This is a genomic window from Salinispora sp. CH2A1_6, assembly GCF_056820975.1.
Genome location: NZ_JBXEDG010000001.1, coordinates 294,115 through 307,155, shown reverse-complemented (window position 1 = coordinate 307,155; position 13,041 = coordinate 294,115). Strand labels below are relative to the sequence as shown.

Sequence of the window (13,041 nt, the reverse complement as noted above, 5' to 3'; positions counted from 1 at the left end):
GGCTACCGCCCCGTCCCCGCGTACACGACCGCCTCGGTGTCACCACCGAGCTCGAAGGCGTCGTGGATGGCGCGCACGGCGTTGTCCAGGTCGGTGTCGCGGCACACCACGGACACCCGGATCTCCGACGTGGAGATCATCTCAATATTCACGCCGGCCTGACCGAGGGCGGCGAAGAAGCCGGCCGCCACGCCCGGGTGGGAACGCATCCCGGCACCGATCAGCGAGACCTTGCCGACGTGGTCGTCATAGAGCAGCCCCTTGAACTTGACGCTGTCCTGGATCTTGCTGAGGGCGGCCATGGCGGTGGGGCCGTCGGTCTTGGGCAGGGTGAACGAGATGTCCGTCCGGCCGGTGCCCTCGGTGGAGACGTTCTGCACGATCATGTCTATGTTGATCTCCGCACCGGCGACGGTGTCGAAGATCCGCGCAGCCGCACCCGGCTCGTCGGGCACCCCGACTATCGTGATCTTGGCTTCGCTGCGGTCGTGGGCGACTCCGGTGATCAACGCCTGTTCCACGGGAAGGTCCTCCATCGATCCGGTGACCATCGTGCCGGTGCTGGTCGAGTATGACGAACGGACGTGGACCGGCAACTCCGCCCGGCGGGCGTACTCCACGGCGCGCAGAGCCAGAATCTTGGCGCCGCAGGCCGCGAGCTCCAGCATCTCCTCGTAGGTGATCTGTCGGATGTGCCGGGCGTCCGGCACGATCCGCGGATCGGCGCTGAAGACGCCGTCAACGTCGCTGTAGATCTCGCACACATCGGCGTTGAGCGCGGCGGCGAGCGCCACGGCGGTGGTGTCCGAGCCACCCCGCCCCAGGGTGGTGACGTCCTTGGTGTCCTGCGACACGCCCTGGAAGCCGGCGACGATGGCCACCGCGCCCTCGTCAAGCGCGCCCTTGAGCCGCCCCGGCGTGACGTCGATGATCCGCGCCCGACCGTGCACCGAGGTGGTGATGACCCCGGCCTGCGAGCCGGTGAACGACCGCGCTTCGTACCCCAGGTTGTGGATCGCCATCGCGAGCAGCGCCATCGAGATGCGCTCCCCGGCGGTGAGCAGCATGTCCAGCTCCCGACCGGGCGGCAGCGGACTGACCTGGTTGGCGAGATCAGTCAACTCGTCGGTGGTGTCACCCATGGCGGAGACCACCACCACCACGTCGTCACCGGCCTTGCGGGCGGCGACGATCCGCTCGGCCACCCGCTTGATCCGCTCGGCGTTGTCGACGGAGGACCCGCCGTACTTCTGCACCACGAGTGCCACGACGGCGCACTCCCTCCCAGTGACCCTGAGCGTGCCGACGCCGCCGACGGAGCCGGCGGCGTCATGTCAAGACGCCCTCAGGGTATCCGGCGGACCACTCGATCGGATCGGGTGATCCCAGCATCCGGCCCCGCGCACCGCAACGCTCTGCACAGCGAACCGTTACGGGTGCCTTTTCCCACATTGCCTGCCCCCAACCAAGTGGACAAAAGCCTTATAGAGGATGGTTCTTCCTATGACCGACCTCACCCCGCTGATCGCCTTCCGGTGGAGCCCCCGGTCCTTCGACCCCGACGCCGAGCTCGACCCGGCTGAGCTCGACCTCCTCCTGGAGGCAGCCCGGTGGGCGCCCTCTGCGGCGAACCGGCAACCATGGCGCTTCGCTCTCGGCCACCGGGACGACGAGACGTGGAAGCGGATCATGGTCAACCTGCCGGAGCGGGACCAGCGGTGGGCGGGGCGCGCCGCGCTGCTCCTACTCGCCGCGCACCTCGCGCCCGCCACCGAACCGGCCGCGGAGCCCGCCTACGACCTGGGGCAGGCCGTGGCGCAGCTGACCACGCAGGCGACCGCGCTCGGGCTGCACGTCCGCCAGCTACGCGAGCTGGACCGGGCCGGCCTCACCAGTGAGCTCGAACTCCCCGCCGACCTCCGGCCCGCCGTGGTGGTCGCGATCGGCCGGCTCGGCAACCCCCTCGACCTCCCCGCCGACCTGATCGCGGCAGAGACCAGCCTCCGACGACGTCACCCCGTCGCCGACCTGCTGCTGGTCGCCCCGGCTGCGACCCCCATCTCACAGTCCGGGCGATCCTTCCCAGATCCGTCCCCCGCCACGTAGGGTGACGTGGTCATGTGGCAGGCATTGCTTCTCCTTGGTCGCCGCGGCGAGGCCTGACGGCCGGCACCTCGCCGCGGGGTCGAACCGCGCCGCCCGCTCCGACCCGTTCCTCGGCGCCTCGCCGACCTCGACTGCTGACGTCACATGACCACGGAGGCACTCCGCATGACCAACCCTGCCGGCACCCCCGCCGCTGCGGCCGACCCCATCGCCCGGCAACGCCCCAGCCGGATGCCGCACCACCGCTACCAGCCCTACCAACGTCAGTTCCGCACCGACCTACCGGACCGCCGCTGGCCCACCCGGCACGTCGAGACCGCGCCGCGCTGGTGCGCCGTCGACCTGCGAGACGGTAACCAGGCCCTGATCGACCCGATGTCCCCCGAGCGCAAGCGCCGGATGTTCCAGCTCCTGGTACAGCTGGGCTACAAAGAGATCGAGGTCGGCTTCCCCTCGGCCAGTCAGTCCGACTACGACTTCGTCCGGCAACTCATCGAGCAGGACCTGATCCCCGACGATGTCACCATCCAGGTGCTGACGCAGTGCCGGGAACACCTGATCGACCGCACCTTTACGGCGCTGCGCGGCGCGAAGCGGGCGATCGTGCACTTCTACAACTCGACCTCAACGCTGCAACGCCAGGTCGTCTTCGGGCTGGACCGCAACGGCATCACCGACATCGCCACCACCGGCGCCCGGCTCTGCCAGAAGTACGCGGAGATCCACACCCCGGACACCGACATCCACTACGAGTACTCCCCCGAGTCGTACACCGGCACGGAGCTGGACTACGCCGTGGAGATCTGCGCGAAGGTGATCGAGGTGCTCGACCCGACCCCGAACCACCGGCTGATCGTCAACCTGCCGGCCACCGTCGAGATGGCGATGCCGAACGTCTACGCCGACTCGATCGAATGGATGCACCGACACCTGCCCCGGCGGGACAGTCTGGTGCTCAGCCTGCACCCGCACAACGACCGGGGCACCGGAGTGGCCGCCGCCGAGCTGGGCCTGCTGGCCGGCGCGGACCGAATCGAGGGCTGCCTCTTCGGTAACGGCGAGCGCACCGGCAACGTGGACCTGGTCACCCTGGGCCTGAACCTCTTCTCCCAGGGTATCGATCCTATGATCGACTTTTCGAACATCGACGAGATCAAACGCGCCGTCGAGTACTGCAACCAGCTACCCGTGCACGAGCGCCACCCGTACGCCGGCGACCTGGTCTACACCGCCTTCTCCGGCTCCCACCAAGACGCGATCAACAAGGGATTCGACGCCCTCGCGGCCTCCGCCGACACCGCCGGCATCCCGGTCGAGCAGCACCCGTGGGCGGTACCGTACCTGCCGATCGACCCGAAAGACCTGGGGCGCACCTACGAGGCCGTCATCCGGGTCAACTCGCAGTCCGGCAAGGGCGGCGTCGCATACATCATGAAGACCGAGCACCAGCTCGACCTACCCCGCCGGCTCCAGATCGAGTTCTCCGGCGTGGTCCAGCAGGTCACCGACGACAACGGCGGCGAGGTCGACCCGCAGACCATGTGGGAGATCTTCGCCGGGCAGTACCTGCTCGACCACCAGGCGAACCCCACGGTCACCCTGAGCGACTACACGCTCGGCACGGTGGACGGCAAGGTCGAGTTCGAGGCGCTGGTCGAGCACGGCGACGGGCAACGCGCCGTGAGCGCCATCGGCAACGGCCCGGTGGACGCGTACGTCAACGCGCTGCAGTCCCTCGGCGTCAACGTACGCGTCCTCGACTACCACGAACATGCCCTCTCCTCCGGCGGCGACGCCCAGGCGGCCGCATACGTGGAGTGCGCGGTGGATGGCCGTACGGTCTGGGGCGTCGGTGTGGACGCCAACATCGTCACCGCCACCATCAGCGCGGTGACCAGCGCCGTCAACCGCGCCCACTGAGGCAGCGGGGCCGGTCCGGGTTGGCCTCCACCCGAGGTCAACCCGGACGCCTACCGGCTGCCGGCCGTACTGGCCGACCTCGATCGGCCGCCCCGGGGGCCGTCAGGAAGCGGTCCCCGTACCCCGCTGCGGCCCGGTCGCGGCCGGCAGCGAATGACAGGGCTGCGACGGTGGCGGCGCCTGACGCGGACGGCGTACGAAGACCACAGCCAGCACCGCCCCCACCACCAGCAGCGCGGCACACCAGGCCAGCGCCCCCCGGTAGGCGGCGGTCAACTCGTCCGGCCGTTCGTAGTCGGTGCCGGAGAGGCCGACCAGCAGCGGCAGGGCGGCCACGGCGAGCAGCCCCCCGGCGCGCGAGGCAGCATTGTTGAAGCCACTCGCCACTCCGGCGAAGCGGTCCGCGACGGCGGCCAACACCGAGGCCGTCAACGGCGCCACCACCAGGGTCAGGCCAAGCCCGAAGAGAAACACCCCCGGCAGCACGTCCCGCCAGTACGACGCCTCCGCGCCGACGCCACGGAGCAGGAGCAGTCCGGCCGCGGACACCACCGGCCCCACGGTCAACGGCAGCCGTGGCCCGATCCGGGTCGCCAGGTCACCGGCGACCGGTGAGCCGACCAGCAGCAGCACGGTCACCGGCAGCAGTGCGACCCCGGTGGCCAGCGCCGACCAGCCCGCCACGTTCTGGAGAAAGACGGCGACGAAGAAGGTGAACCCACTGAGCGCCGCGTAGATCACCACGGTGAAGACGTTCAGCACGGAGAAGATCCGGCTGGTGAACAGCCCGGTCGGCAGCATCGCGGTGTCCCCCCGACGCCGTTCGACCAGCACGAAGGCCACCGCACCGAGCACCCCGGCCGCGGCGGCGAGCAAGACCGCCACCGACGTCGCACCCCGAGCCGGGGCGTCGATCAGCGCAAACGTGATCCCGGCCAGGGCTACTGCCCCCAGCACCGTGCCGAGCACGTCGAACCGCCGCCGACCCGACCCCGCGGTTCTGGTACGCGAGACGTTCTCGTCCCGGCTCTCCGGTACCCAGCGCAGGGCGGCCAGCAGCACCACCACGGCCAGCGGCACATTGAGGAAAAAGATCCACCGCCAGGAGAACTCGTCGATCAGCCAGCCGCCGACGAAGGGGCCGAGCGCGGTGGAGACGCCGGAGAAACCGGCCCAGGCGCCGATGGCCCGCCCCCGGTCGTCCGGGTGGAAGCTGGCCTGCAGGACCGAGAGGGACCCGGGGGTGAGCAGGGCCGCCCCGGCACCCTGCAGGAGCCGGGCCGCGATGAGCTGCCCGGTGTCCTGGGCCAACCCACACAGCACCGAGGCCACGGTGAACCAGACCACCCCGAGCAGGAAGACCCGCCGCCGGCCGAAGCGATCCCCGAGTGCGCCACCGAGCAGCACGAACGCGGCGAGCATCAGCAGGTAGCCATTGACCGTCCACTGCAGATCGGACACGGTGGCGTCCAGGTCCTCACCGAGACGGGGAAGCGCCACGTTGACCACGGTGCCGTCGAGGAAGACCATGCCGGAGGCGAGTACCGCGGCGAGCAGCGTACCGGCCCCCGCCGGAGTACCCAGCCGAAGGGAGGGTGATGTCATGGCCCCAAGGTTGCCGCGACTCGATCTCGAAGCAGCTACGAAACGCCGAAACTGCCCAGCGAGATACTGGGCGAGACCGCCGGAAAGCGCCAAGCTAAAGAGGTGTCGTCTCTTCGCACCAGATCCGGACCGCTGCTCGCGACAGTGCTGGCGCTCGGCCTGGCCGGCTGCGTCCCGGCCACCACGCCCGACCCGTCGCCCACCAGCGACGGCGGGAATGTCATGGAGAAGCTGGCCGAGCTGACGGTGGCCAGTGCCGGATCGATGAAGGGCTACAGCCGCGACCGCTTCCCCCACTGGCGGGGCACCGGCAAGAACTGCGATGTCCGGGACACCGTGCTCGCGCGAGACGGGGAGGGCATCAAGCTCTCCGGCTGCAACGTGGTCGGTGGGCGCTGGGAGAGCGTCTACGACGGGAAGGTTCTCACCGACCCCTCCGAGGTGGATGTGGACCACATGGTGCCGCTGGCTAACGCCTGGCGATCCGGGGCCGACCGGTGGACCGACGCGAAGCGGGGGGACTTCGCCAACGACACCCGGCTGCCACACCTCTTCGCGGTTTCCCGGACCGCCAACCGGTCGAAGGGCGATCAGGATCCATCCCAGTGGCGACCGGCGAACCGGTCGTACTGGTGCCGCTACGCCGAAAGCTGGGTCACGGTGAAGCATCACTGGCAGTTGTCGGTGAACACCGACGAGAAGACCGCGCTGGCCGACATGTTGGCGGGCTGCACCGGGGGGAGCCAATCATGACCGGCACCGGGACGGACCCGGCCCCGAACCGACTCCCGGGAGCCGGGCGCGACGCGACTGCCGCCACCGACGGACCCATCCCGGGCAGCGCCGGGATGACGGCCGACGGCGCCGCCAGTGCCGCGGTACCCGGCGCCGGAATGAGCGCGGAGACCACCGGCGCCCCAGCCGGCGGCACTCCCGGCGCCGGGATGCGAGCTGACGGCGGGTCCGGGGTCCGTACCGCGGAGATCGTCCCCGGGCCAGGCGGGGTGATGACCGACGAGGTCGGCGTGGTCACCGGCGAGCTGACGCTCCGCACCGAGTACCTCGACGGCCAGGTCACCCTGCGGGTGCAGTACCGCGAGGCCGACGAGTGGTACGTCGTCACCGGCGGGCGGGCGACGCTGCCCGACCCAGCCGGCCTCGATGCGGTACACGCGATCGCCGTCGCCCTCCTCGACCGCCCCGACGGCTAGGCCGGGGCTGCGCCTCAGTCGGACGCGTGGGCGACTCCCGCCCCCTCCTGGTTCGGACGAAGTTCCCCGCTGGCGATCCGCTCAGCCCAGTGGCAGGCCACCCGGCTGCCGCCGATCTCACGCAGCACCGGCCGTTCGTCGGCGCAGCGCGTCGGCTGGGCCCATGGGCAGCGGGTGTGGAACCGGCAGCCCGCCGGCGGATTGGCCGGCGACGGCAGGTCACCGGCGAGCAGGATCCGCTCCCGGCGGTCCTCCACATCCGGGTCCGGCACCGGCACCGCCGACATGAGCGCCCGGGTGTACGGGTGCAGCGGCTCGGTGTAGAGCCGGTCGCTCGGCGCCTCCTCCACCAGGGCGCCGAGGTACATGACGCCGACGATGTCGGAGATGTGCCGGACGACGGCCAGGTCGTGCGCGATCACCAGGTAGGTGAGGCCCAGGCTCTCCTGCAGTTCGTCGAGGAGGTTGACCACCTGCGCCTGGATCGACACGTCCAGGGCGGACACCGGCTCGTCGGCGACGATCAGCTCCGGACCGAGGACCACCGCCCGGGCGATACCGATCCGCTGCCGCTGCCCGCCGGAGAACTCGTGCGGGTAGCGGGACAGCGCCCACCGGGGCAGTCCCACCTTGTCGAGCGCCTCCCCGATGATCGCCCGTCGCTCGTCGCGGTTGCCGCCGATGCCGTGGGTCTGCAAACCCTCGGTGAGGATCGACTCGACGTTCTGCCGTGGATCCAGGCTGGACATCGGGTCCTGGAAGATCATCTGCATCCGACGGCGCATGGCGCGCAGCCGGGCCGGCGGCAGCGTGGTCAGCTCGACATCGTCGAAGACGACCTCGCCACCGGTGGGCGGGGTCAGCTGGAGCAGCGCCCGGCCGAGCGTCGACTTCCCGCATCCGGACTCGCCCACCAGGCCGTACGTCTGACCGCGCGGGATCCGTAGGTCGACCCCGTCGACCGCCTTCACGTGGCCGATCGTGCGATCGAAGAGCACCCCCCGCTTGATCGGAAAGTGCACCTTCAGGTCACGGACCTCAACGAGGATGTCGTTGTCAGTCACGGGTCTTCTCCTCGTTGGGCTCCGGGCTCGACGCCTCGGGCTGGTCGGCCGGACCGGCCTGGGCCGGGACGGCGCCGGGCAGCGGCACCGGGTCGACACAGCGGTAGCTACGGCCGTCGTGGGTGCGCACCACCGGCGGCGTCTCGTCGAGGCAGGCGTCCACCCGCCGGGAGCAGCGCGGAGCGAACGCACAGCCCTCCGACCAGGACAGCACGTCCCGTACCGAGCCGGGGATCGGGTTCAGCGGCTCGCCGCGACCGCTGTCCAGGCGGGGCACCGAACCGAGCAGACCCGCGGTGTACGGGTGCCGTGGCTCCCTGAACAGGGGACGCCGACGGGCGGTCTCGACCACCCGACCCGCGTACAGCACGTTGATGCTGTCACACATCCCGGCGACCACCCCCAGATCGTGGGTGATCATGACAAGCGCGGTACCGGAGTCGTGGACCAACTCCTTGAGCAGTTCCAGGATCTGCGCCTGGATGGTGACATCCAGCGCGGTGGTCGGCTCGTCGGCGATCAGTAGCCGGGGACGGCAGGCGACCGCCATCGCGATCAACGCCCGTTGCCGCATCCCACCGGAGAGCTGGTGCGGATACTCCTTGAGCCGCCGGTTCGGATCCGGAATGCCGACCCGGTCCAGCAGCCCGACCGCTTCCCTGCGCGCCGCGTCACCCTGCATTCCCCGGTGACGGGCCAGCACCTCGGTCACCTGCAACCCAATCGGGATCACCGGATTCAGCGAGGAGAGCGGATCCTGGAAGATCATCGCCACGTCGCGACCGCGGATGTCCCGCCGGGCGCGGTCGTCCAATCCGAGCAGGTCGGTTCCGTCGAAGACCGCCCTACCGCCGATCCGGGTGCCGGCCTGCCGAGGCAGCAGCCCCATGATCGCCATTGAGGTGACGCTCTTGCCGCAGCCGGACTCACCGACCAGACCGACGACCTCACCGGCGTCGACCGAGAAGGAGACCCCGTCCACCGCGTGCACCGTACGCTGCCCACGCCGGGCGAACGTGACGCTCAGGTCATCCACTTCGAGCAGTGCCATTATCGGCCCTCCGTTCGCACCTGCGGGGCTCGCGAACCCGTTTCTCGGGCTACACACATGGCGGGACCTACTTCCGCAGCTTCGGGTCGAGGGCCTCGCGCATCGCCTCACCGAGCAGGGTGAAGCCGAGCGCGGTGATGATGATCGCCACCGCTGGGAAGATCGCCAGTGCGGGTCGAATACCGAGGTACGGCTGTGCGTCGGCGAGCATGACGCCCCACTCGGGCTGCGCCGTGTCCGGGTTGCCGAGGCCGAGGAACGAGAGCGCGGCGGCCTCGATGATCGCGGTGGCCAGGGTCAGCGTGGCCTGCACGATGACCGGAGCCAGCGAGTTCGGCACGATGTGCGTCAGCGCGATCTTCGGCTTCCGAACGCCGAGCGAGGTGGCCGCGAGCACGTAGTCGCTGTTGGCCTGCGCGATCATCGAAACCCGCAGCAGCCGGGCGAAGACCGGCACCGACACCACGCCGACCGCGATCATGACGGTGCTGAGGCTCGCCCCGAGCAGGGCGGCGATGCTGACCGCGAGCAGAAGGCTGGGCAGCGCCAACATCATGTCGATGATGCGCATGAGCGCGTTGTCGACCGCGCGCCCCCAGCGGCCACCCAGACCGGCGGCCGCGCCGGCGACCCCGCCGATCAGGGCACCCACGGCCAGTCCGATCAGGGTGGCGACCACCCCGACCAGCAGCGTCTGCCGGGCCCCGACGATCATCCGGCTGAAGACGTCCCGGCCCTGGTGGTCGTAGCCGAACCAGTGCTCGGCGGAGGCGCCGGGGATGATGCCCTGCCCCGACTTCACCAGGCCCTCGCGAATCCCGATGGTGTCCTTCGGCTCGTAGGGGACGAAGAACGGGCCGACCAGCGCCACCAGGACGAAGGCCGTCAGAATGACCGCGCCGATGATGGCGGCGGGGTTGCGCCGCAGCCGCCGGAACGCCTCCTGCCAGAGGCTGACCCCCCGCTCGTCGTCCCGGTTCATCAACTCGGCGAGCCGGTCCAACCGCTCCTTCTTACCTGTCATCGTCATCGGACCCTCACCCTCGGGTCGATCAGGCTGTAGGAGAGGTCAACCAGGAGGTTCACCAGCACGTACACCACCGATATGATCATGATGAAGCCCAGCAGCACCGGGTAGTCACGCTGGCCGATCGCCTCGTAGATGAAGGCCCCGATGCCGGTGAACGCGAAGACGGTCTCGGTCAGCACGGCGCCGGAGAGCAGTCCCCCGGTGAGCAGGCCGATCGAGGTGACCACCGGCAGCAGCGAGTTGCGCAGCACATGCCGGCCCCGCACGGTCCGCTCGGTCAGCCCCTTCGCCTCGGCGGTCCGGACGAAGTCCTCGTTGAGCACCTCCAACACGCTCGCCCGGGTGATCCGAACGATGATCGCCAGCGGGATGCTGGCCAGCGCGATCCCCGGCAGCACCAGATGCCAGAGTGCGTCCGCGACGGCATCCCACTCCCGGGTCATCAGCCCGTCGAGGACGAAGAAGTTCGTGATCCGGGTCGCGTCGATGGTCGGGTCCTGCCGGCCGCTGGACGGGAACCAGCCCAGGTTCTCCGAGAAGATCGCCTTCAGGACGTAGGCCAGGAAGAAGATGGGGACGCAGATCCCGACCAGAGATCCGCCGACTGAGAGATGGTCGAGTAGCCGGCCCCGACGACGGGCGGCCAGGTAGCCGAGGGGAATGCCGACCCCGATCGCGATCACCAGGGCGGTGATGGTCAACTCGACGGTGCCGGGGAAACGCTCCAGGAACTCCTCGACCACCGGGCGCTTGGTCGACGACGAGGTGCCCAGGTCCAGGCGAAGGAGCCGCTGCACGAAACGGCCGTACTGGACCAGGATCGGCTCGTCGAGACCCATACTGCGGCGAATCGCCGCGCGCATCTCGGGGGTGGCCCGCTCGCCGAGGATGGCGTCCTCGGGGCCGCCCGGTAGGCGGCGGACCCAGATGAAGAGCAGAAGCGAAAGCCCGAACAGCGTTGGTATCAGCTGGAGCAGGCGTCTGACGATAAACCGGAACACGATGCCTCAGAAGGGTGCGGAGGGGCGCGGGCGGGCGCTGTGCAGCACAGCGCCCGCCCGGTTTCTTGCGTTAGATCAGGACTTGAACTCAGCGTTGGCGAACCGCTCGTCGGTGAGCGGGCTGGCCGTGACGCCGGTCACGTCCTTGCCGAACACGAGCGCCGGCGGTGAGTGCGAGATCGGCACCCCGGGCAGGAAGTCCATGATGGTCTTGTTCAGACCCTTGTACTTCTCCACCCGTTCCACCATGTCGGCGGTGGAGTCGGCGTCCTGGAACTGCGCGAAGAGGGCCGGGTTGTCGAAGCCCCACTCGTCCTTCTGCCGGTCGAAGAAGGTGCCGATGAAGTTGTAGGCGTCGCCGTAGTCGCCGGTCCAGCCGAGGAAGTGCAGGTCGTGCTCGCTACCGGAGGTGGTGGCGTTGATGTAGTCCGGGGTCCACTTCAGCGGGATCGGCTCGACCGTGATGCCCGCCGCCTGGAGGTCCGCCGAGACCAGCTCGAAGAGATCCTTCGGGTTCGGCATGTACGGACGGGTGACCTCGGTCGGGTAGTGGAACCGCAGCGTCAGGTCCGCCGCACCGGCCTCGGCCAGCAGCTGCTTGGCCTTGTCGACGTCGTAGTCGTAGGTGGTGACGTCGCCGTTCCAACCCTCGACCGTGTCCGGGAAGAAGTTCGTCGCGACCTTCGCGCCCGGAGGCAGTTTCGAGTCGACCAGGGCCTGCCGGTTGATCGCGTGGGCGATCGCCTGCCGGACCTTGAGGTCGGCCAGCTTCGGGTTCCCCTCCTGGTTCATGGCCAGGTAGAGGATGTTGAACGCCGGCCGGGTCAGGAGATTGAACCCCTCGCTCTTCAACGGCTCGACATCAGCCGGCCCGACCAGGTCGTAGCCGTCGATGTCGCCGGAGCTCAGCGCCTGCTTGCGCGCGTTCTCATCCGCGATGGTCTTGAAGATGATGTTCTTCAGTTTGGCCTTCTCGCCCCAGTAGTCATCGTTGCGCTCGATGGTGAGCGACTTGTTGGCGATGTCCCAGGACTTGAACTTGAAGGGCCCGGTGCCGGTCGGGTACTTGGTCGCGTACTCGGGGTACTGGACGTCCGTCGCGGTGCCGCCGACGTTGCTCGCGTCGTACTTCTCCAGCGCCGTCGGGCTGTGGATGGAGAACGACGGCAACATCAGGGCGGCCGGGATCTTGCTGGAAACCCGGCTGAAGGTCAGGTCGACCGTGGTGGCGTCCTTGGCGGTGCAGGACTTGAAGAGGCTCTCCGAGAGCCCTTCGTCCTCGTTCTGGGCGAAGCCCTGCATCACGTCCTGCCAGTACGCGGTCACGTCCGGGCTCTGCATGAGGCCCGTGGCGTTGTACCAGCGATTGAAGTTGACGCAGACGGCCTCGGCGTTGAAGTCGGTGCCATCGTGGAACTTCACGCCCGAGCGGAGCTTGAAGGTCCAGGTGGTGCCCGCCTCGTCCGGAGTCCAGGACTCAGCCAGGCCCGGGCTCACCTTGGTGCCGCCCTCCTCGGGGCGGACCAGGGTCTCGAAGACCTGACGGGCCACCCGCCACGACTCACCGTCGCTGGCGAAGCTCGGGTCGAGCACCTTCGGGTCAGAGGCGACACCGAAGACAAGGGTGTCGTTGTTACTACCGCCGGAATCCTCGCGGTCGCTCTCGGCGCAGCCGGCTACCGCGAGGGCCGCGACCGCGACGGCCGCGACAGCAGCCTTCGGCCTGGATGCACGCATGGGTGCTTCACCTCGTCCTTGTGGATACGGACAACGCGGTGACCGGGGTCACCGATGGCGGGAACCATAGCCGTCCGGCCAACGGTGCGGAAACTGCTAGGTGGACAGTCGATGTCGGATCGTGGCTTTCCCCCGCCCAGACCGAAGGATCGAAGGAAAAAAGACGATCTGCCCGAATGATCGGTGGCCGCGATGCGAAACTGTTACGTCATCCCAGCCCTGGAAGACCTCAGGTGTTAGATCAATACGACCCCCGTTGATGCGATGCCAGCAGGGCCCAGACCGTTGGCCCGGGCACCAGCGGGGCCAGGCCTGT

At 69.1% G+C, this 13,041-nt stretch carries 11 protein-coding genes; 4 read left to right on the top strand and 7 right to left on the bottom strand.

Going from position 1 to position 13,041, the window contains the following annotated elements; translation table 11 throughout:
* Positions 1 to 2 precede the first annotated feature (2 nt).
* Positions 3 to 1,268 (bottom strand): aspartate kinase, encoded by a 1,266-nt coding sequence (locus AC1UKG_RS01465; RefSeq protein WP_018744834.1) that lies wholly within the window; start codon positions 1,266 to 1,268, stop codon positions 3 to 5.
* Positions 1,269 to 1,503: 235 nt separating this feature from the next.
* Here AC1UKG_RS01465 and AC1UKG_RS01460 point away from each other — a divergent pair, with 235 nt between their 5' ends.
* Positions 1,504 to 2,106, top strand: a complete 603-nt coding sequence (locus AC1UKG_RS01460) for a nitroreductase family protein (RefSeq protein WP_482642129.1) — start codon at positions 1,504 to 1,506, stop codon at positions 2,104 to 2,106.
* Between the two features lie 144 nt (positions 2,107 to 2,250).
* The gene (leuA, locus tag AC1UKG_RS01455; protein ID WP_026271556.1) at positions 2,251 to 4,026 is read left to right on the top strand and encodes a 2-isopropylmalate synthase; all 1,776 of its coding nucleotides are present in this window, start codon (positions 2,251 to 2,253) and stop codon (positions 4,024 to 4,026) included.
* Positions 4,027 to 4,128: 102 nt separating this feature from the next.
* Here the strand turns inward: leuA and AC1UKG_RS01450 are convergent, their stop codons facing one another.
* Complete coding sequence (locus AC1UKG_RS01450; protein ID WP_018744831.1) at positions 4,129 to 5,631, bottom strand: MFS transporter; 1,503 nt, start codon at positions 5,629 to 5,631, stop codon at positions 4,129 to 4,131.
* A 144-nt stretch (positions 5,632 to 5,775) separates the two neighbouring features.
* Here AC1UKG_RS01450 and AC1UKG_RS01445 point away from each other — a divergent pair, with 144 nt between their 5' ends.
* A complete protein-coding gene (locus tag AC1UKG_RS01445; protein ID WP_018744830.1) occupies positions 5,776 to 6,384 on the top strand; it encodes an HNH endonuclease family protein in 609 nt (202 codons plus the stop codon).
* The gene (locus AC1UKG_RS01440; protein ID WP_018744829.1) at positions 6,381 to 6,842 is read left to right on the top strand and encodes a hypothetical protein; all 462 of its coding nucleotides are present in this window, start codon (positions 6,381 to 6,383) and stop codon (positions 6,840 to 6,842) included. Before AC1UKG_RS01445 ends, AC1UKG_RS01440 begins: the two co-directional genes overlap by 4 nt.
* A gap of 14 nt (positions 6,843 to 6,856) precedes the next feature.
* On the opposite strand, the gene AC1UKG_RS01435 is transcribed toward AC1UKG_RS01440, so the two are convergent.
* The 5 genes from AC1UKG_RS01435 to AC1UKG_RS01415 form a co-directional block, all read right to left on the bottom strand.
* Positions 6,857 to 7,906: an ABC transporter ATP-binding protein gene (locus tag AC1UKG_RS01435; protein WP_482642130.1), complete on the bottom strand. Its 1,050-nt coding sequence runs from the start codon at positions 7,904 to 7,906 to the stop codon at positions 6,857 to 6,859.
* On the bottom strand, positions 7,899 to 8,957 hold the full coding sequence (locus tag AC1UKG_RS01430; RefSeq protein ID WP_018744827.1) for an ABC transporter ATP-binding protein: 1,059 nt from the start codon (positions 8,955 to 8,957) through the stop codon (positions 7,899 to 7,901). Before AC1UKG_RS01430 ends, AC1UKG_RS01435 begins: the two co-directional genes overlap by 8 nt.
* A gap of 67 nt (positions 8,958 to 9,024) precedes the next feature.
* Positions 9,025 to 9,987: an ABC transporter permease gene (locus AC1UKG_RS01425; RefSeq protein WP_018744826.1), complete on the bottom strand. Its 963-nt coding sequence runs from the start codon at positions 9,985 to 9,987 to the stop codon at positions 9,025 to 9,027.
* Entirely contained in the window at positions 9,984 to 10,988 is a 1,005-nt protein-coding gene (locus AC1UKG_RS01420; RefSeq protein WP_018744825.1) for an ABC transporter permease, read from the bottom strand. Before AC1UKG_RS01420 ends, AC1UKG_RS01425 begins: the two co-directional genes overlap by 4 nt.
* A gap of 75 nt (positions 10,989 to 11,063) precedes the next feature.
* Entirely contained in the window at positions 11,064 to 12,725 is a 1,662-nt protein-coding gene (locus tag AC1UKG_RS01415; RefSeq protein ID WP_018744824.1) for an ABC transporter substrate-binding protein, read from the bottom strand.
* Positions 12,726 to 13,041 lie beyond the last annotated feature (316 nt).